Origin of the sequence: Cellulomonas sp. 73-92 (assembly GCF_001898175.1) — a bacterium.
In the GTDB taxonomy this organism is placed as follows: Bacteria; Actinomycetota; Actinomycetes; order Actinomycetales; family Cellulomonadaceae; genus Cellulomonas.
Window position 1 is genome coordinate 303,136 of sequence record NZ_MKTH01000013.1, and the last position, 25,326, is coordinate 328,461.

The following is a 25,326-nucleotide window of genomic DNA, read 5'->3' on the forward strand; positions in this document are numbered from 1 at the left end:
CCCAGGCCCTGACCAGCGGGAGGTGCGCCGATGGAACCCGTCGGGTGGCTGGTGATCGGGGTGCTCGTCGTCGTCGCCGTGACGAGCCTGGCTCACCGCGTCGGCGTCGCGCCGCCGCTGCTGCTGGTCGTCATCGGCGTCGGCGTGAGCCTGCTGCCCGCCGTGCCGGCGTTCTGGGTGCGGCCGGAGCTCATCCTCGCCGTCATCCTGCCGCCGCTGCTCTACTCGGCGGCCGTCAGCCTGCCGGCGATGGACTTCCGGCGGGACCTGACGACGATCTCGGCGCTGTCGGTCGGCCTGGTGCTGGTCTCGGCGGTCGTCGTCGGGCTCGTCGTGTCCGCGCTGCTGCCGGGCCTCGGGCTGGCGGGGGGCATCGCGCTGGGTGCCGTCGTGTCCCCGACCGACGCCGTGGCGACGCGGATCGTCCGGAGCCAGAAGGTGTCCCCGCGCATCGTCACGGTGCTCGAGGGCGAGAGCCTCCTCAACGACGCGTCCGCCCTGGTGCTGCTGCGCAGCGCCGTCGTCGCGATCACGGCCACGGTGTCGGCCGGCCACGTGGCGGGCGACTTCGTCAGGGCGGTCGTCGTCGCGGTCGTCGTCGGCTGGGCCGTCGGGAAGGCCGCGCTCTGGGCGCGCGCGCACCTCCGGCCGGCGACCGCGGGGGTCGCCGTGTCGCTCGTCGTGCCCTACGTCGCCTACCTGCCGACCGAGCACCTCGGGGGCTCCGGGCTGGTCGCGGCCGTGGCGGCGGGCCTGGTCACGGGCACGGGCGCGCCGCGCCGCCTGCGCGCCGAGGACCGCATGACCGAGCAGGCGGTGTGGCGCACGCTCGAGCTGCTGCTCGAGAGCGCGGTCTTCCTCATCATGGGGCTCGAGCTGTTCGGGCTGCTCGAGGACCTGCGCGGCTCACGCGGCGACCTGACGACGGCGCTCGGCCTCGGCGTCCTCACAGGCGCGCTCGTCATCGCGGTCCGGGCGGTGTTCGTCGCGCCCTCGCTGGTGCTCCTGCACCGGCGGACCGTGCGGCAGGCCGAGCGCCGGGACCGGCTCGCCGCCTTCGAGGAGCGGCTCGACCCGGACAATCCCGCGCCGCTGGGCGGCCGGAAGGGCCTCGAGGAGGGCGCCCGACGAGCCGGCGTGCGCGGTGGCGGGCCCGCCGACGTGCGGCACATCGACCGCCGCAGGCCGGCCGTGCTGTCGATGGTCCGCCGGCGCATCGCCGACATCGACTACCTCGCCGCCGAGTCGTTCGGCTGGAAGGAGGGCGCCCTCCTGGTGTGGGCGGGCATGCGGGGGGCCATCACGCTGGCGGCGGCGCAGTCGCTGCCGGCCACCACGCCCCACCGCTCCACGCTCGTGCTCGTCGCGTTCGTCGTCGCCGGCGGCACGCTGGTGGTGCAGGGCGGCACGCTGCCCGGGCTGATCCGGGTCCTGGGGCTGGGACGGCAGGAGGATCCCGACGAGCGCACCGACCTCGAGGCGGTGCAGGCCGAGCTGGCGAGGGCGGCCGCAGCCCGCCTCGCGGATCCCGCGCTGCGGCGCCCGGACGGCCGCCCGTACTCCGAGGCCGTGCTGACGCGGGTGCGCCGGATCAGCACCGTGGTGCTCAAGCGTGCGGAGCCGGAGGCCGGCGAGGAGCGCGCCGCGGCGCTTGCGGACCGCGCGGAGGAGGAGGCGCTGCGCCTCGACCTCATCGACGCCCAGCGCGCCGCGCTGCTGCGGCTGCGTTCCGAGGGCACCTTCGGGTCGCAGGCCCTGGCCGAGGAGCTGCGCATCCTCGACGCCGAGCAGCTGGGCCTCCAGCTGCGCGCAGTTGGCCCCCGCGACCAGGACTGACGAGACTGGGCGCGTCGAACAGGGAGGTGGACGGCCATGGTGGCCAAGACCAAGGTCAAGAAGGTCGGGATCCTCACCGCCGGCGGCGACAGCCCGGGGCTCAACGCGGCGATCCGCGGCTTCGGCAAGACCGCGATCGGCCACTACGGCATGGAGCTCATCGGGTTCCGCGACGGCATCACCGGGCTCGTCGAGGACCGCTGGGAGCCCCTCGACGGCAAGGCCCTGTCCGGCATCCTCACGGTGGGCGGCACCATCCTCGGCACCAGCCGGGACAAGGTGCACAAGTACGCGGTGGACGGCGAGCCGCGCGACATGGTGCCGACCGTGGTCGAGAACTACCGGCGCGAGGGGCTCGACGCCCTCATCATGCTGGGCGGCGGCGGCACGGCGAAGAACGCGATGCGCCTGGTCGCGGCGGGCCTCAACGTGGTCCACCTGCCGAAGACGATCGACAACGACATCGCCGGCACGGACACGTCGTTCGGGTTCGCCACCGCCATGGAGATCGCCACCGATGCGATCGACCGCGTGCACTCGACGGCGCACAGCCACCACCGGATCATCCTCACCGAGATCATGGGGCACCGGGCGGGCTGGCTGACGCTCGGTGCCGGCCTGGCCGGCGGCGCGGACATCATCCTCATCCCGGAGATCCCGTACACCGTCGACTCGGTGGCGGCCACCATCAAGACGCGGCTGCAGCGGGGGTCGAACTTCTCCGTGGTCGCCGTCGCCGAGGGCGCGCGCGACGTCGACGACGCCGCCGACTACGCGGCCGCCGAGCTGCTGGCCGGCTCCGCCAAGACGCCGGAGGCCCAGCGGGCCGCGCGCGCGCACCTGGCCCACGTCGAGGACCTGCAGCGCGAGCACACGTTCAAGCTGGCCCGCGACCTGGAGGCGGCGACCGGCCTGGAGACGCGGGTGACGATCCTCGGCTACGTGCAGCGCGGCGGGACGCCCTGCGCGGCCGACCGCCTGCTCGCCACCCGGCTCGGCGCGGCGGCGGCCGACCTCGTCGCCCGCGGCGAGTTCGGCGTCATGGTCGCCGCCCGGGGCGAGGGCACCGAGGCGGTGCCGCTGTCCGAGGTCGCCGGCAAGGTCAAGCTCGTGCCGCCGGACCACCACTGGGTGACGGCCGCGCGGCAGGTGGGGGTCGGCCTGGGCGAGTGACGCCCCGGCGGGGACTCGCGCAGGTCAGTCCGCTGGGTCGACCTCGAGCTCGTCGTCGGGCACGACGGGCAGCGCGCGGGCGCCACGCCCGCGCCGCAGCACGAGGGCGGCCGCGACCGCGGAGACCAGCGATCCCGCGAAGACGGCGAGCGTCGCGTCGTCGCGCAGCCGGGCGTCGTCGAACGCCAGCGACGCCACCAGCAGCGACACCGTGAACCCGACGCCGGCGAGCAGCCCGACGCCGGCCAGGTCGCGCGGCCGCAGGCCGCCCGGCGCGCGCAGCCGGGTGAAGCGTTCGAGCAGCGCCGCGGTGCCCAGCACGCCCACCGGCTTGCCGACGACGAGGCCGAGCAGGACGCCCCACACGACCGGCTCGGTCGCCAGGCCGCCACGGCCCGCGAGCGGCACGCCCGCCGCGAAGAAGGCGAACACCGGCGCCGCGACCGCCGCCGACCAGGGCCGCACGTGGTGCTCCAGGTGGCCCGCCGGCGACCGACCACCCGGCCGGGGTGTGGCGGGCATCGCCAGGCCGCACGCGACGCCCGCGATGGTCGCGTGGATACCGGAGGCGTGCAGCGTCACCCAGGCGGTCAGCCCGAGCGCGACGAGCAGAACGACGAGCAGCGCCCGCCCCGTGGCTGACGCCGCGACCACCCGCCGGGCCCCTCCGGACGGCGCCAGCAGCCGCGCCGCCAGCGTGAACGCCACGACGGCAGCTGCGGCCGCGACCAGCCACGTCACGCGGATCTCGGCGGCGTAGAACACCGCGATGACGACGATCGCCAGCAGGTCGTCGACCACCGCGAGCGTCAGCAGGAACACGCGCGCCACGCCCGGCAGCCCCCGCCCGACCAGGGCGAGGACGGCAAGCGCGAACGCGATGTCGGTCGCGGTGGGCACCGCCCACCCGCGCAGTCCCGCGCTCGCGCCGCCGAGGCCGACGACGAGCACGTAGACCACCGCCGGCACCACCATCCCGCCGACGGCGGCCAGCGCCGGCACGGCCGCGTGCCGGCGGTCGCGCAGCGTCCCCGACACCAGCTCCCGCTTGAGCTCCAGGCCCACGACGAGGAAGAACACCGCTAGCAGCCCGTCCGCCGCCCAGGCCTCCAGCGACAGGTCGAGGTGCCACGCGGCCGGCCCCACCACGGTCTGCGCGAGCGCGCGGTAGGTGTCCCGCCACGGGGAGTTCGCCCACGTCAGGCCGGCGAGCGCCGCGGCGACGAGAAGCACGCCGCCGACGAGGTCCGGCGACGGGCGGCGGCGGGCAGCGGGTACGACGGTCACGGGAGCTCCTCAGGGTCGGCTCAGCACGAACTGACGCCGACCAGGCTTCCCGGCACACCCGGCGGGTCACGCCCGCCACTGCGATCGTAACCGGTGGGTCGGCCAGCGGCGCGGCCACCGTCAGCGAGGACGTCTCGGCGTGCGCGGGGTGACCCACTACGCTGGGCGCCGGTGCGCCGGGAAGCCTGGTCGGCAGACGCAAGAGCGTCGTCACACGAGGAGGGCCCGTGCACGCATCCGATCTGGAGACCACCCTTCCGCTGGTCGACCGCGGCACACCGGTCCTCGACGCCGCGCGGATGATCGCCGGTGAGCGTCTCCCCGTCCTGGTGATCACCGACGACAAGGGGCGGCCCGCCGCGGTGATCTCGGCCGTCGACGTCCTGGGTCTGCTGATCCCGTCCTACCTGCGCGACGACACCTCCCTGTCAGGCGTGCTCGACGAGAACGGCTCCGACGAGGTGTGGGCGGAAGCCCGTGGCCACACCGTGGGCGAGCTCCTCGACGACGAGGGCGTCGACGTCCACGACCTCCTCACCGTGGAGCCGGATGCCACGCTGGTCGAGGTGGCCACCCTCATGGCGGCGGCGCGCGCCTCGGTCGCCCTCGTCACGGGAGGCCCTCCCCGGTTCGTCACCCTGCCGGCGCTGACGGACGCGATCCTGCGACTCAGCGACCGCTCGTCGGGCGACGACGCATGACGCTCCAGATCGCCCTCGCGCTGGCGGTGTTCGTCGGTGCCTACGTCCTCATCGCCACCGAGAAGGTCCCTCGCGCCACGGTCGCCCTCGGCGCGGCGGCGGCGATGCTGCTCATCGGCGCCACCGACGACCACGGGATCTTCTTCTCCGAGTCCACCGGCATCGACTGGAACGTCATCTTCCTGCTGCTCGGCATGATGATGATCGTCGGCATCCTGCGGCAGAGCGGCGCGTTCGAGTTCGTCGCGATCTGGGCGGCCAAGCGCGCCCGCGGTCGGCCGTTCGTCGTCATGGTGATGCTCATCCTCATCACGGCCGTGATCTCCGCCCTGCTCGACAACGTCACCACGGTGCTCCTGGTCGCACCGGTGACGCTCCTCATCTGCAGCCGCCTGGCGGTACCGCCGGCGCCGTTCCTCATCGTCGAGGTGATGGCGTCCAACATCGGCGGGACCGCCACCCTCATCGGAGACCCGCCGAACATCATCATCGCCAGCCGCGCCGGCCTGACCTTCACGGACTTCGTCGTCAACGTCCTGCCGATCGTGGCGGTCCTGCTCGTCGTCTTCGTCGGCATGGCGTGGCTGCTGTTCCGCAAAGAGCTGGTCTACGACGCCGACCGCGCGCGCCGGGTGATGGCGCTGAACGAGCGGGAGGCGATCCGCGACATCCCGTTGCTGGCGAAGTCGCTCGGTGTCATCGCCCTCGTCCTGGCCGGGTTCGTGCTCCAGTCGAGGATCCACCTCGAGCCGGCCGAGGTCGCGCTGCTGGGCGCCGGCCTCCTGGTGATCCTCACCCGCCTCGAACCGCGGACGATCTTCGCCGACGTCGAGTGGGAGACCCTGCTCTTCTTCGCCGGGCTCTTCGTCATGGTGGGGGGCCTGGTGAACCTCGGCATCATCGACCGGATCGGTCGATCCGTGGCCGGGGCCGTGGGCGGCAACTACCCGGCCGCGGCGGTGGGCCTCCTCGTCGGTTCGGCCGTGATCTCCGGCGTCATCGACAACATCCCCTACGTCGCGACCATGGCGCCGCTCGTGCAGGGGCTCGTGGAGGCGGGCGGTCACGCGGCCCAGCCGCTGTGGTGGGCGCTGACGCTCGGCGCGGACCTCGGGGGCAACGCGACCGCCGTCGGCGCCAGCGCGAACGTGGTGGTCCTCGGGATCGCGCGCCGCTACGGGCACCCGATCTCCTTCTGGACGTTCACCCGCTACGGCCTGCTGGTCACCGGGACGACCATCGCGTTGACCATCCCGTACCTCCTGCTGCGCTACTTCTGATCGTCCGCTCCCAGGCGCCGGCGCACCGCCCCGCTGCGCAGCTCACGGAGCGCGTCGCGGGCCGCCCAGCGTGCCGCACGGTCGCCGGCGGTGCCCGTGGCTGAACCGTGTCCGCGACCGGCGTGAGCCTCGACGATGCGTTCCGCGCAGGCGATCGCGGCGGCGTGGCACGCCGGCGATCGCTTCCCCACCTGCCGCAGCGCCCAGCTCACGGCCTTGGAGACGGACTGACGCTCGTCGTCGGCCACGGACTCGACGAGCGGGAGGAGGCCGACGAGGCGCTCGTCGGGCGCGCGCTTGTCGTGGACCGCGAGGGTGCAGAGCAGCACCAGCCCGGCGCGCCGGACGAACGTCTCCTCGCGCGCGACCCACGCGGGAACCGCGTCGTAGGCGAAGGCGGTGGCCGCGACCAGGTGCATCAGCTGGTCGCACGTGTCCCAGGAGTCGAGGTCCGCGACCCAGGCGTCGGCCTGCGCCCGCGTGACCAGGGCCGGGACGTCGAGCAGGCCCGCGAGGATCCGCGCCTCGTGGACACCGGAGGCCCACAGCCGCCCGGCGGCCTCGTGGAGCAGCGCGGTATCGCTGCGACGCAGCGGCCGCAGCTCGGCGACGATCGCTCGCAGCGGGCCCATCGACACCCCGAGGGTGCCGGCCGGGCTGATGCCGAACCGCGCCATGCCCGCGGCGTTCTCCGGGTTCGCCAGCGCACGGAGCCGGGCGAGCAGCTCGTCGGCCAGCCCGGCGGCCTCGTCGATCGGCACGTCCCGACCGTAGCGGGCGGTCGCCTTCTCCACCGGGTCGCGGCCGTCGCGACCGGGGCAGTGGCCGTCGCTACCGGGTCGCGGCGTCGCAGCGGGCGGGTGGCCGGCGCTACCGGGCGGCGCAGGTCGACGCCGCCGGCCTGGCCGCGAACCGGTCCTCGGTCCACCGCACCAGCTCCGGGACCAGCGGCGACCCGTCCGCGACCACGCCGCCGTGGTCCCGGCCGGGGTAGGTGCGGTAGTCGATCGGCCAGCCGTCGGCACACCGCGCGGCGACGTACGCCTGCTGCATCGCCGGCAGGATGAGCGGGTCGGCCTCGCCCTGGCCGATGAGCACGGGCTCCGAGATGGGCCCGGTCGGCACGTTCTGCGCGAGCCGCTGCGCGAACGGCCCCTGCAACACGCCCCGCGCGAGGATCGTCTGCCGGAACATCAGCGCCTGGAGCACGGAGACCACGACCTTCGGCTCCGACAGGCACCGGTCGGCCATCTCGCGCACCTGCACGCGCGCGCCGGGCCGCACCACGTCGTCGAACCGCACGTCCGGGTAGACCTGGGAGTACGCCTGCACCACGTAGGCCGCGAACAGGCTGCCGATCGACAGGCTGTCGAGGTGCCCGACGAGCGCGGGCAGGTCGGTCGCCGGCGCCAGCGCCGCCACCCCGAGCAGCGGCACGTCCGGGGCGTACGTCGGCTGGATGATCCCGGTCCACAGCGCGGCGTGCCCGCCCTGCGAGTGACCCCACACCACCGTCTGGTCGGACAGCGAGACGCCGCCCAGCTGCCGCGCGGCGCGCACGGCGTCGAGCACCGACCGGCCCTCCGCCTGCCCGACGAGGTACGGGTGCGGACCCGCCGTGCCGAGGCCCACGTAGTCCGTGGCGACGAGCACCCAGCCCTGCACGACGACGTCCCCGAGCGCCGGCATCGCGCCCGCGCCCAGCGGGTCGTCGAGCACCGTGGGGGCGCACTGCTCGGCGTACCCGGTGGTGCCGTGCGCCCAGGCGATGACCGGCCGCGGCCCGGCCGGCGCGTCCTTCCCGACGAGCACGAGCCCGCTGGCCACCGCGGAGACACCATCGTCGCGGGTCGTCGTGTAGAGGATGCGCCACGCGTGGGCGTCCGCCGGCATGCCGCGGGTGAACGGTTCGCTGCGCAGCAGCTGCCCTGGCGCGCCCGGGACGGCGGCGGGCGGGGTGTAGAAGGCGTCGGGCGACGGGCGCGCGCGGTGCAGCACCACGCTGAGCGAGACGAGCAACGCGACGACCAGGACGGCGGCGACCGCGCCCCCGGTGCGTGCGAAGCGGCGGGCGCGCGTCCTGGTCGCCGGCCTGGTGCGCGGCTGGCCCGCGTTCCAGGCGTGGGTCGCACCCTGGACGACGAGCGTCACCCCGCAGGCCACCGCGACGACGAACACCGTGATGTCGGGCCACGCGAGCAGCACCCCGCCCGCGGCGACCCCAGCCGCCCCGAGGAGCACCGCCGTGACCCGCTGCTCGTCGGTGCCGCGGATGCCCGCCGCCAGGCGGCGGGCGCCGGCCAGCACCGCGGCGAGGCCGGCGACGGCGGCCAGCACCCGGATGGTGATCCCCGGCCAGACCAGCACCGCGAGCGCGGCCGCCAGCCACACGGCGCCCGTGAGCCATCGGAGCCGCGACCCGTCCGCGCGGGCGGCGGCCGCGAGGTCGCCGACCCCGAGCAGCACCAGCGCGAGCACTACGGCCGCCACGAGGACGGCCAGCGACCGGAACGGGTCGAGCAGCAGAAGCACCCCGAGCACGGCCGCGACCACCCCGGCCACCGCGACGAGCCACCCCGGCACCCGGGGCCCACGGCGGGATCCTTCCGTCGAGGTCACAGGCACACGCTACGTGCGCGCGCCCGCACGGACCCGCACGGGCACGACGACGGCGTGCGGCGGAGCTCGGCGGACCGGACGCCGCCGCGCGGCTACATCTGCATGTCGACGAAGCGCGAGAAGTGTCCCTGAAATGCCACCGTGATGGTGTCGGTGGGGCCATTTCTGTGCTTTGCGACGATCAGATCAGCCTCGCCGGCGCGTGGCGATTCTTTTTCGTATGCATCTTCGCGATGCAGCAATATGACGACATCGCTATCTTGTTCGATGCTGCCACTTTCGCGAAGGTCGCTCAACATTGGTTTCTTGTCCTGCCGCTGCTCAGGGCCTCGGTTGAGCTGCGAGATCGCAATGACAGGGACCTCGAGCTCCTTCGCGAGAAGCTTCAGCGCCCGCGAGAACTCCGAGACCTCCTGCTGGCGCGACTCGACCCGCTTGCCGGAGGACATGAGCTGCAGGTAGTCGATGACGACCAGCTTGAGGTCGTGCCGCTGCTTCAACCGCCGGCACTTGGCGCGGATCTCCATGAGCGACATGTTCGGCGAGTCGTCGATGAACAGGGGGGCGTCCGAGATCTTGCCCATGGTGGACGCGACCTTGGTCCAGTCCTCCTCGCCCATCTGGCCGGTGCGGAGCTTCTGCAGGTGGACGCGCGCCTCGGCAGACAGCAGGCGCATGGTGATCTCGTTGCGGCTCATCTCGAGCGAGAAGACGACCGACGTCAAATGGTGTTTAATTGCTGCCGAACGCGCTATGTCGATACCTAGGGTCGATTTTCCAATGGCAGGCCTGGCGGCAATAACAATCATTTGTCCCGGGTGCAACCCGTTGGTCAATTTGTCGAGGTCGGCGAACCCGGTCGGGACGCCCTTCATGCCGTCGCCGTGGTGGCCGGCCGCCTCGATCTCGTCGACCGTGGCGCCGATGATCTCCGACAGCGGGACGTAGTCCTCGCTCGCGCGCCGCTCGGTGACCGCGTACACCTCGGCCTGGGCGGTGTTGACCAGCTCGTCGACGTCGCCGCCGTCCGAGCCGTACCCCAGCTGCGTGATGCGCGTGCCGGCCTCGACGAGCCGGCGCAGGATGGCCCGCTCGCGCACGATCCGCGCGTAGTAGCCGGCGTTGGCGGCGGTGGGGACCGTGGCGATGAGGGTGTGGAGGTAGGGCGCGCCCCCGATGCGCCCGAGCTCGCCGCGCTTGGTCAGCTCGTCGGCCACCGTGATCGCGTCCGCCGGCTCGCCGCGTCCGTACAGGTCGAGGATCGCCTCGTAGACCAGCTCGTGCGCGGGCCGGTAGAAGTCGTTGCCGCGCAGCACCTCGACGACGTCGGCGATCGCGTCCTTGCTGATCATCATGCCGCCGAGGACCGAGCGCTCCGCGTCGACGTCCTGCGGAGGCGTCCGATCGGGCCCGCCCGGTCCGGCCGACAGGCCGTACTCGAGATCCTCGATCGTCACCAGCACCCACCCCGAATCGTTCCGCGCAGCCTCGAACACACGTTCTCAGAGGGCACTGACAACCGGTCCTCCGGGACCGATGACCACCCGAGGCTAGGGGGCCGCACCGGGGGGCACAACAGCGTCGTCCACAGCGGTTGTGGACCGGTTGGGGACGGGTGCGGGGCCGCTGTGCACAGGTCGTGGAAAGGACTGTGGATACTGGTCGCGCACCGCATTCCTGCGGCTCAGCGACCTGCACCGTCACTGTGCACGGCCTGTGGAACCGGACCACATGGGGCGAGTTGGCCAGGATTTCACCTAGTGGACACACTTCGTCCACGATCGACCGCCAGGTCCTGGCGCTCGCCGTCCCGGCCCTCGGGGCGCTCGTCGCGGAGCCCCTCTTCGTCCTCGTCGACTCCGCCATCGTGGGCCGGCTCGGCCCCGCGCCGCTCGCCGGCCTCGCCCTCGCGTCCACCGTGCTGACCACCGTCGTCGGGCTCTGCGTGTTCCTCGCCTACGCGACGACGGCGGCCGTGGCGCGCCGGCTCGGCGCGGACGACGAGCCGGGCGCGCTCCGCTCGGGCATCGACGGCCTGTGGCTGGCGGTGGGCCTGGGGATCGCGCTGGGGGCCGCCGTCGTGCTCGGCGCACCCTGGCTGGCGGCGCTGCTCGGGGCGCACGACGAGGTCGCGCGCCAGGCCGTGGCGTACCTGCGCGCCTCCGCGCCCGGCCTGCCCGGGATGCTCGCGGTGCTGGCCGCGACCGGCGTGCTGCGCGGCCTGCAGGACACGCGCACCCCGCTGCTCGTCGCGGCCACCGGCGCCGCCGTCAACGCCGGCCTCAACGCGCTCCTCGTGCTCGGCGCCCGCATCGGCATCGCCGGGTCCGGGCTGGGCACGGCCGCCACGCAGCTGGCCATGGCGGCGTGGCTCGGCACGCTCGTCGTACGCGGTGCCCGACGACGTGGGGTGCGCGTCACCCCGACGGCCGGGGGCCTGCGCGGCTCGGCGCGGGCGGGCGCTCCGCTGCTGGTGCGCACCGCGACCCTGCGCGCCGCCATCGTCCTCACCACCTGGGTGGCCGCCGGCCTCGGCACCGCCGTGCTCGCCGGGCACCAGGTGGTCAACGCGGTGTGGGGCCTGACGGCGTTCGCCCTCGACGCGCTCGCGATCGCCGCGCAGGCGCTCGTCGGGCACGCCCTCGGCGCCGGCGACGTGGTGCTCGCCCGGGCGCTCCTGCGCCGCACCCTGACGTGGGGAGTCGCCCTGGGCGCCGCGCTCGCCGTCGTCGTCGGCGCCGCCTGGCCGTGGCTCGTCCGGGCGTTCTCCGCGGACGACGAGGTGCGCCGCGCCGCCACGGCCGCCCTCCTCGTCGCGGCGGCGTGCCTGCCGATGGCCGGGTGGGTCTTCGTGCTCGACGGCGTGCTCATCGGCGCCGGGGACGGCGTCTTCCTCGCCAGGGCGGGCCTCGTCACCCTCGTCGTCTACCTGCCCGCCGTGCTGGCCGTCCGCGCCTGGGCCCCGGGCGGGCCGGCCGGGCTGGCGTGGCTGTGGGCGGCCTTCGCGGGCGTCTTCCTCGCGTCCCGCGCCCTGACCACGGGGTGGCGCGCCCGGGGTTCTGGGTGGACAGTACCGGGATCGGATCGACGCTGACGTCCCCGACGTGCTGATCTCGCTGCAGCGACGGGTTCTTGAATCGTGATCCGTCGTTGTGCTGAGGTAACGCAACCGAAACGCTACGGGCCTACGTTGACGCCCTACTCGACGCTGACGGGTCGAGGATCCGGGCGCCCCGCGTGCCCACAACCACGGAGGTAGCACATGCGCAGTTCGACACCGCGCCTTGCAGGCGTGGCGCTCGTCACGATTGCCGGGCTCGTGCTCGTCGGGTGTTCCTCGAAGGCTCCGAGCGCGTCGTCCACGGGAACCAGTGGCGCGCTGACGATCCAGCCGCTCGTCCAGATCGACAAGGCCGGCAAGGAGGTCAAGTCCCAGGCGGGCGGGACCGCCGCGAACCCGGCCGGCGACGGCAAGGCGACCTGCGCCTCGACGACCACGATCGCCATGGCCGGTGCCCTCACGGGTGCCAACGCCGCCCTCGGCATCAACATCGCCAACGGCGTCAAGCTCGCGATCAAGCAGCACAACGACGCGAACAAGGACTGCCAGGTCCAGTTCAAGGGCTTCGACACCGAGGGCGACCCGGCCAAGGCGCCCGCCGTGGCGACCCAGATCATCAACGACGCCAACGTCATCGGCCTCATCGGCCCGGCGTTCTCGGGCGAGACGAAGGCGACCGGTGCCGCGTTCCACGACGCCGGGCTGCTGTCCCTCACCGCGTCGGCGACGAACCCCGCCCTGACGACCAACGGCTGGAACAACTTCTTCCGCGGCCTCGCGAACGACGCCGTCCAGGGCCCCTCCGTGGCGGCGTACATGGTCAACACCGCGGGCTTCAAGAAGGTCTGCGTCGTCAAGGACGACTCCGACTACGGCGTCGGCCTGGCCCAGCAGATCACGACCGGGCTCGGCTCGGCGGCGGACGCCAGCTGCGCCCTGTCGGTGAAGACCGGCGACAAGGACTTCTCGTCGGCCGTGCAGTCGATCAAGAGCGCCGCCCCGGACGCGATCTTCTACTCCGGTTACTACGCCGAGGCGGCCCCGTTCGTCGCTCAGCTGCGCACCGGCGGCGTGACCGCCACGTTCGTCTCCGCCGACGGCACCAACGACCCGCAGTTCGTCAAGCAGGCCGGCTCCGCCTCCAAGGGCGCCCTCCTCTCCTGCCCCTGCGGCCCGGCCCCGGCCGACTTCGAGAAGGCCTACGAGGCGGCGTTCAACGTCTCCTCCGGTGTCTACTCCGTCGAGGCGTACGACCTGGCGACGATCGTGCTCAAGGCGATCGACGGCGGCGCGAAGGACCGCGCCTCGGTCGTGAACTTCGTCAAGGGGTACTCCGGTGACGGTCTGGCCCGTCACTACCAGTGGGACTCGACCGGCGAGCTCTCCTCGGCCCTCATCTGGATCTACCAGGTGAAGTGAGGTCCACGGCGGCCCGGGCCTCCTCCAGGGGGCCCGGGCCGCCGTCGCTCGTCCCTGATCTCGTCTCCCGTGGGAGGAACCCTCCTTGCTCGCCAGCTTCGACATCGGCGCCCTGGGCCACAGCTTCTGGGCCTTGACCATCAGCGGACTGACCTACGGCTCGATCTACGCGCTCGTCGCGGTCGGCTACACGCTCGTCTATGGCGTGCTGCGCCTCATCAACTTCGCGCACTCCGAGATCTTCATGCTCGGCATGTTCGGCCAGTACGCGGCCCTCATGATGTTCGGCTTCGCCCCCCAGGGGGACGCGTACGACATGGGCGTCGCGCAGACCCTCATGTACCTCGGGCTGGCGATGATCGGCGGCATGGTCGTCTCCGGCGCCGCCGCCGTCGGCCTGGAGCGGGTCGCCTACCGTCCGCTGCGCCGGCGTGGCGCCCCCGCGCTCGTCTTCCTCATCACCGCCATCGGCGCGTCCTTCGTCCTGCAGGAGTTCGTGCACTTCGTCCTGCCGAAGCTGACGAACAACACGCTCGGCGGCCTCAACGCGCAGCAGCCGATCCGCCTGGTGTCACCGTCGACCCAGTTCACGATCTTCGGCGCCACCGTGACGAACGTCGACATCGCCATCGTCGTCTCCGCGCTCGCCCTCGCCTTCGCGACCGACCGCTTCATCAACGGCACCAAGTTCGGGCGCGGCATCCGCTCCGTCGCCCAGGACCCGGTCACCGCGACCCTCATGGGCGTCTCGCGCGAGCGGGTCATCATGCTGACGTTCCTCATCGGCGGCGTCCTGGCCGGCGCCGCGGCCCTGCTCTACACGCTGCGGGTGCCCAACGGGATCATCTACAACGGCGGCTTCATCCTCGGCATCAAGGCGTTCTGCGCGGCCGTGCTCGGCGGCATCGGGAACCTGCGCGGCGCCCTGCTCGGCGGCCTCCTGCTCGGCGTCATGGAGATGTACGGCCAGACGGTGTTCGGCAACGAGTGGCGCGACGTCGTGGCGTTCGTGGTCCTCGTGCTGGTGCTCATGTTCCGGCCGACCGGCATCCTGGGCGAGTCGCTGGGGAGGGCCCGCGCATGACGACGACACGCATCGCCGAGACGGCCCCGACCGCGCCCCCGGCCCCCCACCTGGGCGCCGGCGACCGCCTGCGGCTGTGGTGGTCGGCTCTGCCGCGGCCGTACCAGTGGGGCATCGGCGTCCCCTTCATCGCGCTGCTGGCCGCCCTGCCGATCCTGCGGCCGCCGATCCTCACCACCCAGGGCACCGACTTCGGCGGCGTCCTCGCCCAGTTCGGCATGTACGCGCTGCTGGCCATCGGCCTCAACGTCGTCGTCGGCCAGGCCGGCCTGCTGGACCTGGGGTACGTCGGGTTCTACGCCATCGGCGCGTACACCGTCGGCCTGCTGACCAGCCCCGACAGCCCGTGGAACCAGACCGACACCTGGCTGTCGCGGCACTGGGCGTGGGTGTTCGCCCTCCCGATCGCCATCGCGGTCACCGCGGTGTCGGGGTTGATCCTCGGCACGCCGACCCTGCGGCTGCGTGGCGACTACCTCGCGATCGTGACCCTGGGGTTCGGCGAGATCGTCCGGCTGCTGGCCGACAACCTGCAGAACATCACCGGCGGCGGCCGCGGGCTCTCGGGCATCGCGTTCCCGCTGGTCGGCCAGACCCCCACCCGCACCAAGGGCGTCTTCTCCGCCGGCAACACCCACCTGCCGCTGAACTTCGGCACCTGGTGGTACTGGGTGTCGCTGGCGCTGATCATCGTCGTGCTGCTCTTCGTCGGGAACCTCGAGCGGTCCCGCGTGGGCCGTGCCTGGGTCGCGATCCGCGAGGACGAGGACGCCGCCGAGATCATGGGCGTGCCCACCTTCAAGTTCAAGCTGTGGGCATTCCTCATCGGCGCCTCGATCGGCGGCCTGTCCGGCGTCCTCTACGCCGGTCAGGTGCAGTTCGTCAGCCCGCCGACGTTCAACGTCATCAACTCGATGCTCTTCCTGTGCGCCGTCATCGTCGGCGGGCAGGGGAACAAGCTCGGCGTCATCCTCGGGGCGTTCATCATCGTGTACCTGCCGAACTTCTTCCTCGGCCGCTCCGACCTGTTCGGCATCCCCATCGACGGCAACGCGATCGCCGACTACAAGTACCTGTTCTTCGGCCTGGCCCTCATGACGCTGATGATCTTCCGGCCGCAGGGCCTGTTCCCGGCGCGCCAGAAGCTGCTGAGCTACGGCCGCGAGGTCTACGTCGTGGCACGCAGGGCTGCCCTGGCGGCTGCCGGCCGCCTGCCCGCGGCCGACGAGGACGGTGCCCGATGAGCATCGGACCGAACGACCCGCAGGCCGGCGCCGAGCACACCGACCAGCACCTCGGCGCCGAGGAGTACCTCACGCAGGACTCCGTCGAGGAGGAGTTCCTCCCCGACGGCGGCGTCGCGCAGGTCGCCGTCGACCTGGCGGACGTCGATCCCGTGCTGGCCGACCCGGAGGCGGTGGCCCAGCTCGTCGCCCCGGACCGGCGGATCCGCACGGAGGTCGGCGCGGCGCTGCTCCGGATGGAGGCCGTCACCATGCGGTTCGGCGGCCTCGTCGCCCTGGACGGGGTGTCGTTCGAGATCCGCCGCGGTGAGATCCTCGGCCTCATCGGACCCAACGGCGCGGGCAAGACGACGTGCTTCAACGCGATGACCGGCGTCTACCGGCCGACGAGCGGTCAGGTGGTCTTCGACGGCCGGCCCCTCGGCGCGATCAAGCGGAACCAGATCACGCGCCTGGGCATCGCCCGCACGTTCCAGAACATCCGGCTGTTCTCCGACATGACCGCCCTGGAGAACGTCGTCGTCGGCACCGACGCGCGGCACCGCACCTCGGTGCCGGGCGCCCTGTTCCGCAGCCGCCGGCACCGGACCGAGGAGCAGGACGCCCTCGAGCGCGGCATGGCCCTGCTGGAGTTCGTCGGCATCGGCCGCCGGGCCACCCAGAAGGCGCGCAACCTGCCCTACGGCGACCAGCGCCGCCTGGAGATCGCCCGGGCCCTGGCCACCGAGCCGAAGCTGCTCTGCCTCGACGAGCCCGCCGCCGGCTTCAACCCGACGGAGAAGGCCGAGCTGCAGGACCTCATCCGCAAGATCCGCGACGACGGGTACACCGTGCTGCTCATCGAGCACGACATGCGCCTGGTCATGGGCGTGACGGACCGGGTGGTCGTCCTCGAGTTCGGCCGCAAGATCGCCGACGGCGTGCCGGCCGAGGTCTCCTCCGACCCGGCCGTCATCGCCGCCTACCTGGGGGTGCCCGACGATGCCACTGCTTGAGCTCAAGGACCTCACGGTCTCGTACGGGCGCATCGAGGCCGTGCGCGGCATCTCGCTCACCGTGGAGGAGGGCGAGCTCGTCACGCTCATCGGCGCCAACGGCGCGGGCAAGACGACGACGATGCGCGCGATCTCCGGGATCCGGCCGCTGTCCCGCGGCTCGGTGTGGTTCGACGGCCGCGACATCTCCCGCATGAAGGCGCACGAGCGTGTGCTCGCCGGCATCGTCCAGGCGCCCGAGGGGCGCGGCGTGTTCCCCGGGATGACCGTCCTGGAGAACCTCGAGATGGGCGCGTACGCGCGGACCTTCAAGACGAGGGCCGAGCACGACGAGACGCTTGCCGCCGTGTACGCGCTGTTCCCGCGCCTGCAGGAGCGCCGCACCCAGGTGGGCGGCACCCTGTCCGGCGGCGAGCAGCAGATGCTCGCCATCGGCCGGGCCCTCATGGCCCGGCCCCGGCTGCTCCTGCTCGACGAGCCCTCGATGGGCCTGGCGCCGATGATGATCCAGACGATCTTCCGCACCGTCACCGAGATCAACTCGACCGGTACCACGATCTTGCTCGTCGAGCAGAACGCCCAGCAGGCCCTGTCCCGCTCCGACCGCGCCTACATCCTCGAGACCGGCGAGGTGGTGTCGACGGGTCCGGGCAAGGAGCTGCTGGCTGATCCCGCGGTCAAGCAGGCCTACCTGGGTGTCGCCTGACCCCCGTCGCACCCCACCCTTCACTTTCCTGAAGATCGAGTCGCGATTCGCGACCGATCCTTCAGGAAAGTGAACAAGGGGGTGGACGTGAGAGAGGGGCCCGAGCCGGGTGGCTCGGGCCCCTCTCGTCCAGCGGTGTCAGGCCGCGACGACCTTGACGGTCACCTTCGCGGACACCTCCGGGTGCAGCCGCACCTGGACGGTGTAGTCGCCGACCGCCTTGATCGCCTGGGCGACCTCGATGCGACGCTTGTCGATCGTCGGGGCGCCGGCCGCGGCGACGGCCGCGGCGATCTCGGTGCTGGTCACCGCGCCGAACAGGCGGCCCGAGGCGCCGGCCTTCGCCGACACGACCACCGTCTTGGCCTGCAGCGCGTCACGCGTCGCCTTGGCCTCGTCCAGCGTGGCGATCTCGCGCGCCTTGCGGGCCTTGCGGATCGCGGTGACGTCCTTCTCGGCGCCCTTGGTCCACGGCATCGCCAGGTTGCGCGGCAGGAGGTAGTTGCGGGCGTACCCGTCCTTGACCTCGACCACGTCACCCGCGGCGCCCAGACCGGTCACCTCGTGGGTCAGGATGATCTTCGCCATGTCGGTGTCCTTCCTCAGCGCGCCGACGACGAGTACGGCAGCAGGGCCATCTCGCGGGCGTTCTTCACGGCGCGGGCGATCGCCCGCTGCTCCTGGACGGACACCCCGGTCACCCGGCGCGCGCGGATCTTGCCGCGGTCCGAGATGAACTTGCGCAGCAGCGCGGTGTCCTTGTAGTCGATGACGTCGATCTTCGACGTCTTGAGCGGGTTGCTCTTCTTCTTCGGCTTGCGAACGACGGGCTTGGCCATCGTGGTGCTCCTCAGGATCTAGGAGCCCCGGGGGTCACCCGGGGATGGGACTGGAAAAGGGATCTGTCAGAACGGCGGTTCGTCGGAGTAGCCGCCCGACGAGCCGCCGGAGGGCGTGGCCCACGGGTCGTCGACCGGGCCCGAGGAGGCAGACGAGCCGGAGCCGCCGCCGAAGCCGCCGCCGCCGAAGCCGCCGCCGCCACCGCCCGACCGCTGGGTCCGGGTGACCTTGGCCGTGGCGTAGCGCAGCGACGGGCCGACCTCGTCGACCTGTACCTCGAACACCGTGCGGTTCTGGCCCTCGCGGTCCTGGTAGGACCGGGAGACCAGGCGGCCGGTGACGATGACGCGGGTGCCCTTGGTGAGCGACTCGGCGACCGACTCGGCCGCCTCCCGCCAGATCGAGCAGCGGAGGAACAGGGTCTCCCCGTCCTTCCACTCGTTGCTCTGGCGGTCGAAGGTGCGCGGGGTCGACGCGACGGTGAAGTTCGCCACGGCCGCCCCGGACGGGGTGAAGCGCAGCTCCGGGTCCGCCGTCAGGTTCCCGATCACCGTGATCTGGGTCTCACCAGCCATGCCAGCTCCTCACAGTTCGTCGACGTAGGTCGCGCACGCTAGCGGCGTGCGCCCACACTCAGGAGTCGGTGCGTAGCACCTTGGTCCGCAGGACGACCTCGTTGAGGCCGAGCTGACGGTCGAGCTCCTTGGCGGTGGCCGGCTCGGCGGTGAAGTTGACCACGGCGTAGATGCCCTCGGCCTTCTTCTTGATGTCGTAGGCCAGGCGCCGACGACCCCAGATGTCGACCTTGTCGACAGACCCGCCGTCGCTCTTCACGACGGTGAGGTACTTGTCGAGGGACGGGGCGACCGTCCGCTCCTCGATCTCGGGGTCGAGGATGATCATGATCTCGTACTGACGCAGGCTCATACCCACCTCCTCTGGTCTTCGCGGTCACGGTCGGTCCGTGACAGGAGGGTTGTGTGCGTCTGCCGCGCAGGCCTCGTCGTCCGACGAGCGCACACGGCAACGGCTCAGGATAGCGGCCCGGCGGACCGCCTCCCAATCCGGGTCCTTGCTTCGCCTTGCTTCGCCTTACTTCGTCGGCGAGGGCGTCGGCGTCTGCGTCGCGGGGGGCTGCGTGGGTGGCGGGCTCGGCGTCTGCGTCGGGGGTGGCCCGGACGAGACGACGAGGGTCACGGTCGAGCCCGGCGCCACCAGCGTGCCCGGCACCGGGTCGACGCTGATGACGCGGCCCGTCGGCACGGTGGCGGACGGCTGGTTCGTCACCGCCGGCTGCAGGCCGGCCCCGATCAGCGTGGCCTTGGCGTCGTCCTCGAGCGTGCCGGGCGGGATGATCGGCACCGCGACCTGGGTCGGCGCCTGGGTCGGCGTCGCGGTCGGCGTCGCCGTGTCCGTCGGCGCGGCGGTGGCGGTGGCGGTCGGCGTCGGCGGGCTGCCGATCCACGCCGGGGGCGGGAAGGACGTCGTGGCCTGCCACGCCGGCATCGCCAGGACCGGCTTCATGTAATCGGCCCAGAGCTTGGCCGGCCAGGTGCCACCGGTGACCTGGGACTTCGTGCCGAACGGCGTGATGCTGTCGAGGGAGGTGCCGTCGGCACCGTTCTGGAACATCGCGACCGCGGTGACGATCTTCGGCGTGAAGCCGACGAACCACGCGCTCTTGTTGTCCTCCGACGTGCCGGTCTTGCCGGCGATCGGCACGCCGAGCGGCTTGATGTACGCGTGCGCCGTGCCGATCGACATCTGCACCGGCTGCTGCATCGCGTAGGTGGTGTCGGCGATGACGTCGGCGGCGAACACCCTCTTGGGGCTGGGCTTCGCGCTGTACGCCACGCTCCCGTCGGGGTTGAGCACCTTGGCGACGATGTGCGGCGCCACGTACAGGCCGCCGGAGGCGATCGTCGCGTAGCCGGAGGCCTGGTCGAGGACGTGGACCTCGCCGGTACCCAGCACGTTGGACGGGACCGCCGGCTGCGGGATGGTGACCCCCGCGCGCGCCGCGACGTCCTTGGCCTTGTCCGGGCCGACCTTGAGGTTGAGCTGCGCGTACACCGTGTTGACGGAACCGGCGGTCGCGGTCGGCAGGTCGATGTTGCCGAACTGCTCGTTGCCGAAGTTCGTCACCGCCTTGTTCGTCGAGTCCCAGCCCGGGAGCGTCTGCGGGCTGCGGCCGTTGAACGTCGTCTTCAGCCCGATGCCCTGCTCGAGGGCGGCGATGAGCGTGTACGGCTTGAACGTCGACCCGGGCTGGATCTTCTCGAAGGTCACCGTGTTGCGGGCGTCCTTGAGGTAGTCCGGACCGCCGTAGAGGGAGACGATCCCCCCGGTCGCGGGGTCGATCGAGGTGACGCCCACGCGCAGCAGGGGGCTCGGCTTGGCGCCGGCGAGCTTCCCGCTGGTCAGGTCGTCGACCGCGCGCACGGCCTCCTTCTGCACCGCCTCGTCGACCGTCGTGACGATGGTGTAGCCGCCGCGGTTGATGTCGTCCCGCGACAGGCCCGCGTCCGCCTGGAGCTCGTCGGTCACCATCTGCAGCAGGTAGCCGTTGGTGCCCTGGAACGTGTTGCTCGGCGTGTAGGGGATCGTCGCCGGGAACGTCAGCGTGGCGCGGGTGGCCTGGTCGAGGTAGCCGTACTTGACCATCGCGTCGAGCACGAGGTTCCAGCGCGCCTGCGCCTTGTCCGGCGCCGTGGCCGGGTCCCACGAGTTCGGCGACGGCGTGATCCCCACGAGCAGCGCGGTCTGCGCGACCGTCATGTCCTTCGCGTCGACGCCGAAGTACGCCTGCGCGGCGGCCTGCGCGCCGTAGGAGTCACGGCCCAGGTAGATGGTGTTGAGGTAGCGGTCGAGGATCTCGTCCTTCGACACGGTCTTGGAGATCTTCAGCGCCAGCATCGCCTCGCGGAGCTTGCCCACGTAGTTCGTCGTCGTCCGGCCGATGAGGTAGTTCTTCACGTACTGCTGCGTCAGGGTCGACGCCCCCTGCTGGGACCCGCCCGTCACGTTGTTGAGCAGCGCCCGGGCCATGCCCTTGAGGTCGATGCCGGAGTTCTCGTAGAAGGTGTGGTCCTCCATGGCCACCAGGCCCTCGCCCATGGACTTCGGGATGGTGCCCTTGGGGACGATCTCGCGCTTCATCTGCGCGAACTGGCCCATCTGCGTGCCGCGAGCGCCGCTCGCCTGGTCCGCGAAGTACACGGTCGACGTCTGGTACTGCACCGCGGCGTTCGGGGGCGGCACCTTGAGGAACCAGTACATGCCGAACAGGGCGCCGAGCGCGAGGAAGGCGATCCCGAGCATCCCGCCGAGGAGGAACCGCCACGACGGCAGCCACCGGCGCGGGCCCGTGTAGCCCTGGCGCGGGTAGTCGATGAGGCGGCGCTTGCCGCCCGGGCCGCGTCCGTTCGTCGCGCGCCCCTTCGTCGTGCGCGGCCGCGACGACCGCGGCGCGGGGGTGCCACGCGTGCCGGCGGCGGCGCGGGTCGGGACCGGACGTCCCGCACCGGCCTGGCCGCGGCCGGCGGACGACGAGGCCCGCCGCGGCGGCGTGGGATGCCCGCTGCTGCCTGACACGCGAAGAGACCTCCTGCGGATGGGGGAGGGCGCGCCGACCGACGGGCGTGCGCGCCGCGCAGATCAGTATGGCCGAGCGATCTGGGCGGGCCCGCGAGCGACGCCGGGCCCCTTCGCACCTTCACATGATCGCTACTGCTCCGCCGCCGGTCGGTGGCGGAGCGACCACAGGTCGGCGGCGGGGCAGCGGCCTGCGGCATCGCCTGTCGGCTCCGCGGCGGGCGCGCCGCTGAACGGCGGGCTCACGCAGGAACTTGTGCTCGACACATCGGCCGGACATACTCCCTTGATGTATCGATCTGATACATCGTCCGACGAAAAGGGGAGGTGCCGTGCGCGGTCGTTCCGACGTCCTCGAGCCGGCCATCCTCGGCCTGCTCGCCGGATCGCCCATGCACGGGTACGAGCTGCGCAAGCGGCTCAACCTCATGCTGGGGTCGTTCCGCGCGTTGTCGTACGGCTCGTTGTACCCGTGCCTGCGCGGGCTCGTCGAGCGCGGCTGGATCACCGGGGCGGAGTCGCCGACCACCGCCGACCGGGCGCTGGCCAGCCACCGCGCAAAGATCGTGTACCAGCTGACGGCGGACGGCAAGGAGCACCTCGCCGAGGTGCTGGCCTCGTCGGGCCCCGCCGCCTGGGAGGACGAGAACTTCGACGTGCGGTTCGCGCTCTTCGCGCAGACCGACGCCGAGACGCGGCTGCGCATCCTCGAGGGACGGCGCACCCGGCTGACGGAACGGCTGGAGAACATCCGGCAGTCCTTCACCCGCACCCGCGAGCGCATGGACGAGTACACCCTCGAGCTGCAGCGGCACGGCCTGGAGCAGGTCGAGCGTGAGGTGCTCTGGCTCGACGGTCTCATCGACAACGAGCGCGGCGTCGCCAGCGCTCGGAACCGCAGCGCCGGCCACCCGGCCGGTGCGACCCCCCACGCCGAGGACACGACCCCGGCGGGAACATCACCGGAGAAGGAGCGAGGATGACCGCCATCCGCGTGGCCATCGTCGGCGTGGGCAACTGTGCCTCGTCGCTGGTCCAGGGCGTTCAGTACTACAAGGACGCCGAGGCCGACAGCAAGGTGCCTGGCCTCATGCACGTGCAGTTCGGCCCGTACCACGTCCGTGACGTCGAGTTCGTCGCCGCATTCGACGTCGACGCGAAGAAGGTCGGGTTCGACCTCGCCGAGGCCATCAACGCCTCGGAGAACAACACCATCAAGATCGCCGACGTGGCGCCGACCGGCGTCATCGTCCAGCGCGGCGTGACCAACGACGGCCTGGGCAAGTACTACAAGGAGACGATCGAGGAGTCCGACGCCGAGCCGGTCGACGTCGTCCAGACGCTCAAGGACCTCAAGGTCGACGTCCTCGTGTCGTACCTGCCGGTGGGCTCCGAGGTCGCCGACAAGTACTACGCGCAGTGCTGCATCGACGCCGGCGTCGCGATGGTCAACGCCCTTCCGGTGTTCATCGCGTCCGACCCCGAGTGGGCGGCGAAGTTCGAGGCGGCCGGTGTGCCGATCGTCGGCGACGACATCAAGTCGCAGGTCGGCGCGACGATCACGCACCGCGTGCTCGCCCGCCTCTTCGAGGACCGCGGCGTCATCCTCGACCGGACCTACCAGCTGAACGTCGGCGGCAACATGGACTTCAAGAACATGCTCGAGCGCGAGCGCCTGGAGTCCAAGAAGCTCTCGAAGACCCAGTCGGTCACGTCCAACCTCACCGACGGCCCGCTGTCCGGCAAGAAGGCCGACCGCAACGTCCACATCGGCCCGTCCGACTACGTCGCGTGGCTCGACGACCGCAAGTGGGCGTACGTCCGCCTCGAGGAACTCGGCCGGCATCATCATCGACGCCATCCGCGCGGTGAAGATCGCCAAGGACCGGGGCATCGGCGGCGCGATCCTGTCGCCCTCGACCTACCTGTTCAAGTCCCCGCCGGTGCAGATGGAGGACACGGCCGGGCGCGCTCGGCTCGAGTCCTTCATCCGCGGCGAGGTCGAGCGCTGACGCGCTGACCCCACCCGCCCGCGGCGGCGGTACGCACCACGAGGGGCCCGACGACTTCGGTCGCCGGGCCCCTCTGCCGTGTGCCGACTGGCGGCGACGTCGGGTGGACTCCCATGCATCCCGCATCTGCACATCCACCCAACCCCCTCGGCGGGCCGCGCTGCGGCGTCAGCGGGGCCCCCGCCGGCAGGCCCGCGGTCGCGGGCCGCGCTGCGGCGTCAGCGGGGCGGCGGGCCCGCGCCGGCGGGCCCGCGGTGTCGCGGCGGTGGACCATGTCGAGGACGTCAGCACGCAGGCCCAGGTGGCTCGTATCCCTCCTGCCGGGTGGACTTCCATGCGACATACGCCTGCAAGTCCACCCGCCAGCATCGGACACGGCCGTGCGCCCGGCGGGCTGTTGATGGCGCGGCGCGGCCGGCTTCGCGTTCCGGCACCGTTCACGCCATGGCATCCTCGCCGCTCGCCTCCCTACCGGCCCTCCGCGCCCTGAGCGGCACCGCCCTCGACATCGCCCTTCGCCAGGATGCCGTCGCAACGACCGCCCAGCTGGAGTCGTGGGGCCTCACGCAGGAGCTCGCCTCGCGGCGAGCGCGCGATGGCGAATGGCAGCGCGTCTTCCGAGGCGTGTTCGTGCTGCAGTCCGGGGCTTCCTCCTGGCGGCAGCAGGCGCGCGCCGCGCTGCTGTACGCGGGGAGGGATGCCGCGCTGTCCCATCGATCGGCGGCGTTCGTCCGCGACGTCCTCCCCACGCCCGGTCCCGAGATCCACGTCACCGTGCCGCACGCACGGACCGTGTCCCGGCAGCCGGGGCTCGTCGTGCATCGCACCCGGCACATGCCATGGGCGGGCGGTGTCCTTCGGGCGGTCGACGAGGAGGAGGCCGTGCTGGGCCTCGTGTCCGGAGCCGCTACGGAGGACGAGCTCGTCGGACTCGTCTGCGACGCCGTGCGAGGTGGAGCGCGCCCGGACGTTCTGGCGCTGCGCATGGAGAGACGTCCGTGGCTTCGTCATCGTGCGCTGCTCGCGGCGGTGGTGGGCGCGGTCGCGGAAGGCATCGAGTCGCCGCTCGAGCACCGCTACCGACGGGACGTCGAGGGGGCACACGGTCTGCCGCGCGCGGTGGCGCAGAGGCGCGAGCAAGTCGACGGGCGGTGGATCCGCGCGGACCGTGTCTACGACGGGTTCGGTGTCCGCGTGGAGCTGGACGGCCAGCTGGCGCACCCGTTCGGAGCCACTGACAACGACGTCTGGCGCGACAACGGTGCTCTCCTGACCAGCGGGGACATCACGCTGCGGTACCGCTGGCGGCATGTCGCCGTGACGCCGTGCGAGGTCGCGCGGCAGGTGACCGTCGCCCTGCGCGCCGGCGGTTGGCGCGGGACGCCGCGCCCGTGCGGCGCCCGCTGCTCGGCCAGCTGACCCGTTCCGAGTCCCCCCAGCGGGTGGACTTCCAGGCGAGTGGCGCCTGTAGGTCC

The 25,326-nt window shown here is 72.2% G+C and carries 21 protein-coding genes and 1 pseudogene; 13 read left to right on the plus strand and 9 right to left on the minus strand.

The genetic code is table 11. The features are described 5' to 3' along the window. Positions 1 to 30 precede the first annotated feature (30 nt). Both BGO37_RS08080 and BGO37_RS08085 read left to right on the plus strand, forming a co-directional pair. Complete coding sequence (locus BGO37_RS08080) at positions 31 to 1,836, plus strand: cation:proton antiporter (protein WP_291753782.1); 1,806 nt, start codon at positions 31 to 33, stop codon at positions 1,834 to 1,836. Between the two features lie 36 nt (positions 1,837 to 1,872). Beyond that, on the plus strand, positions 1,873 to 3,009 hold the full coding sequence (locus BGO37_RS08085) for a 6-phosphofructokinase (RefSeq protein WP_291753785.1): 1,137 nt from the start codon (positions 1,873 to 1,875) through the stop codon (positions 3,007 to 3,009). A gap of 24 nt (positions 3,010 to 3,033) precedes the next feature. Here the strand turns inward: BGO37_RS08085 and nhaA are convergent, their stop codons facing one another. Then, positions 3,034 to 4,296: a Na+/H+ antiporter NhaA gene (gene nhaA, locus BGO37_RS08090; protein ID WP_291753788.1), complete on the minus strand. Its 1,263-nt coding sequence runs from the start codon at positions 4,294 to 4,296 to the stop codon at positions 3,034 to 3,036. Positions 4,297 to 4,523: 227 nt separating this feature from the next. On the opposite strand from nhaA, the gene BGO37_RS08095 reads away from it, so the two are divergent. Further along, entirely contained in the window at positions 4,524 to 4,997 is a 474-nt protein-coding gene (locus BGO37_RS08095; protein WP_291753791.1) for a CBS domain-containing protein, read from the plus strand. Then, entirely contained in the window at positions 4,994 to 6,277 is a 1,284-nt protein-coding gene (locus BGO37_RS08100; RefSeq protein ID WP_291753793.1) for an ArsB/NhaD family transporter, read from the plus strand. The genes BGO37_RS08095 and BGO37_RS08100 overlap by 4 nt, the downstream gene beginning before the upstream one ends. On the opposite strand, the gene BGO37_RS08105 is transcribed toward BGO37_RS08100, so the two are convergent. From BGO37_RS08105 to dnaB, 3 genes are all read right to left on the minus strand, one after another. Next, on the minus strand, positions 6,268 to 7,038 hold the full coding sequence (locus BGO37_RS08105; RefSeq protein WP_291753795.1) for a DNA alkylation repair protein: 771 nt from the start codon (positions 7,036 to 7,038) through the stop codon (positions 6,268 to 6,270). The two genes, BGO37_RS08100 and BGO37_RS08105, sit on opposite strands and share 10 nt — an antisense overlap. Positions 7,039 to 7,147: 109 nt before the next feature. Next, positions 7,148 to 8,896, minus strand: coding sequence for a lipase family protein (locus BGO37_RS08110; protein WP_291753798.1), 1,749 nt, complete (start codon positions 8,894 to 8,896; stop codon positions 7,148 to 7,150). Between the two features lie 92 nt (positions 8,897 to 8,988). Continuing rightward, positions 8,989 to 10,353, minus strand: coding sequence for a replicative DNA helicase (gene dnaB, locus BGO37_RS08115; RefSeq protein ID WP_291754555.1), 1,365 nt, complete (start codon positions 10,351 to 10,353; stop codon positions 8,989 to 8,991). A 284-nt stretch (positions 10,354 to 10,637) separates the two neighbouring features. Between dnaB and BGO37_RS08120 the strand changes: the two genes are divergently transcribed. From BGO37_RS08120 to BGO37_RS08145, 6 genes are all read left to right on the plus strand, one after another. Next, complete coding sequence (locus tag BGO37_RS08120; protein ID WP_291754557.1) at positions 10,638 to 11,990, plus strand: MATE family efflux transporter; 1,353 nt, start codon at positions 10,638 to 10,640, stop codon at positions 11,988 to 11,990. 168 nt (positions 11,991 to 12,158) lie between these two features. After that, positions 12,159 to 13,376 carry a branched-chain amino acid ABC transporter substrate-binding protein gene (locus BGO37_RS08125; protein WP_291753800.1) on the plus strand — a complete coding sequence of 406 codons (1,218 nt, stop codon included), beginning with the start codon at positions 12,159 to 12,161 and terminating at the stop codon, positions 13,374 to 13,376. A gap of 85 nt (positions 13,377 to 13,461) precedes the next feature. Further along, complete coding sequence (locus BGO37_RS08130; RefSeq protein ID WP_291753802.1) at positions 13,462 to 14,460, plus strand: branched-chain amino acid ABC transporter permease; 999 nt, start codon at positions 13,462 to 13,464, stop codon at positions 14,458 to 14,460. After that, positions 14,457 to 15,704 (plus strand): branched-chain amino acid ABC transporter permease, encoded by a 1,248-nt coding sequence (locus BGO37_RS08135; RefSeq protein WP_291753805.1) that lies wholly within the window; start codon positions 14,457 to 14,459, stop codon positions 15,702 to 15,704. Before BGO37_RS08130 ends, BGO37_RS08135 begins: the two co-directional genes overlap by 4 nt. Then, a complete protein-coding gene (locus BGO37_RS08140; RefSeq protein WP_291753808.1) occupies positions 15,701 to 16,699 on the plus strand; it encodes an ABC transporter ATP-binding protein in 999 nt (332 codons plus the stop codon). The genes BGO37_RS08135 and BGO37_RS08140 overlap by 4 nt, the downstream gene beginning before the upstream one ends. Further along, positions 16,686 to 17,405: an ABC transporter ATP-binding protein gene (locus BGO37_RS08145; protein ID WP_291753809.1), complete on the plus strand. Its 720-nt coding sequence runs from the start codon at positions 16,686 to 16,688 to the stop codon at positions 17,403 to 17,405. The genes BGO37_RS08140 and BGO37_RS08145 overlap by 14 nt, the downstream gene beginning before the upstream one ends. A gap of 138 nt (positions 17,406 to 17,543) precedes the next feature. Here BGO37_RS08145 and rplI read toward each other — a convergent pair whose 3' ends face one another. The 5 genes from rplI to BGO37_RS08170 form a co-directional block, all read right to left on the minus strand. Then, complete coding sequence (gene rplI / locus BGO37_RS08150) at positions 17,544 to 17,993, minus strand: 50S ribosomal protein L9 (protein WP_291753812.1); 450 nt, start codon at positions 17,991 to 17,993, stop codon at positions 17,544 to 17,546. 14 nt (positions 17,994 to 18,007) lie between these two features. Beyond that, complete coding sequence (gene rpsR, locus BGO37_RS08155) at positions 18,008 to 18,244, minus strand: 30S ribosomal protein S18 (RefSeq protein ID WP_291753814.1); 237 nt, start codon at positions 18,242 to 18,244, stop codon at positions 18,008 to 18,010. A 66-nt stretch (positions 18,245 to 18,310) separates the two neighbouring features. Next, on the minus strand, positions 18,311 to 18,820 hold the full coding sequence (locus BGO37_RS08160; protein WP_291753817.1) for a single-stranded DNA-binding protein: 510 nt from the start codon (positions 18,818 to 18,820) through the stop codon (positions 18,311 to 18,313). 58 nt (positions 18,821 to 18,878) lie between these two features. Then, complete coding sequence (gene rpsF / locus BGO37_RS08165; RefSeq protein WP_291753819.1) at positions 18,879 to 19,172, minus strand: 30S ribosomal protein S6; 294 nt, start codon at positions 19,170 to 19,172, stop codon at positions 18,879 to 18,881. Between the two features lie 165 nt (positions 19,173 to 19,337). Continuing rightward, entirely contained in the window at positions 19,338 to 21,839 is a 2,502-nt protein-coding gene (locus BGO37_RS08170) for a transglycosylase domain-containing protein (protein WP_291753821.1), read from the minus strand. Positions 21,840 to 22,171: 332 nt separating this feature from the next. Here BGO37_RS08170 and BGO37_RS08175 point away from each other — a divergent pair, with 332 nt between their 5' ends. The 3 genes and pseudogenes from BGO37_RS08175 to BGO37_RS08185 all read left to right on the plus strand — a co-directional run bounded on the left by BGO37_RS08175 (position 22,172) and on the right by BGO37_RS08185 (position 25,270). Next, a complete protein-coding gene (locus BGO37_RS08175) occupies positions 22,172 to 22,822 on the plus strand; it encodes a PadR family transcriptional regulator (RefSeq protein ID WP_291753824.1) in 651 nt (216 codons plus the stop codon). Next, positions 22,819 to 23,851 (plus strand): annotated as a pseudogene (locus BGO37_RS08180) (inositol-3-phosphate synthase). The gene BGO37_RS08175 and the pseudogene BGO37_RS08180 overlap by 4 nt, the downstream one beginning before the upstream one ends. A 444-nt stretch (positions 23,852 to 24,295) precedes the next feature. Beyond that, on the plus strand, positions 24,296 to 25,270 hold the full coding sequence (locus BGO37_RS08185; RefSeq protein WP_291753825.1) for a hypothetical protein: 975 nt from the start codon (positions 24,296 to 24,298) through the stop codon (positions 25,268 to 25,270). Positions 25,271 to 25,326 lie beyond the last annotated feature (56 nt).

Bases quoted from the DNA above. Each gene is read 5' to 3' on its own strand.
- BGO37_RS08080 (WP_291753782.1), top strand. From the start codon at position 31: ATGGAACCCGTCGGGTGGCTGGTGATCGGGGTGCTCGTCGTCGTCGCC.
- BGO37_RS08085 (WP_291753785.1), top strand. From the start codon at position 1,873: ATGGTGGCCAAGACCAAGGTCAAGAAGGTCGGGATCCTCACCGCCGGC.
- BGO37_RS08100 (WP_291753793.1), top strand. From the start codon at position 4,994: ATGACGCTCCAGATCGCCCTCGCGCTGGCGGTGTTCGTCGGTGCCTAC.
- BGO37_RS08125 (WP_291753800.1), top strand. From the start codon at position 12,159: ATGCGCAGTTCGACACCGCGCCTTGCAGGCGTGGCGCTCGTCACGATT.
- BGO37_RS08135 (WP_291753805.1), top strand. From the start codon at position 14,457: ATGACGACGACACGCATCGCCGAGACGGCCCCGACCGCGCCCCCGGCC.
- BGO37_RS08140 (WP_291753808.1), top strand. From the start codon at position 15,701: ATGAGCATCGGACCGAACGACCCGCAGGCCGGCGCCGAGCACACCGAC.
- BGO37_RS08145 (WP_291753809.1), top strand. From the start codon at position 16,686: ATGCCACTGCTTGAGCTCAAGGACCTCACGGTCTCGTACGGGCGCATC.
- rplI (WP_291753812.1), bottom strand. From the start codon at position 17,993: ATGGCGAAGATCATCCTGACCCACGAGGTGACCGGTCTGGGCGCCGCG.
- rpsR (WP_291753814.1), bottom strand. From the start codon at position 18,244: ATGGCCAAGCCCGTCGTTCGCAAGCCGAAGAAGAAGAGCAACCCGCTC.
- BGO37_RS08160 (WP_291753817.1), bottom strand. From the start codon at position 18,820: ATGGCTGGTGAGACCCAGATCACGGTGATCGGGAACCTGACGGCGGAC.
- rpsF (WP_291753819.1), bottom strand. From the start codon at position 19,172: ATGAGCCTGCGTCAGTACGAGATCATGATCATCCTCGACCCCGAGATC.
- BGO37_RS08185 (WP_291753825.1), top strand. From the start codon at position 24,296: ATGGCATCCTCGCCGCTCGCCTCCCTACCGGCCCTCCGCGCCCTGAGC.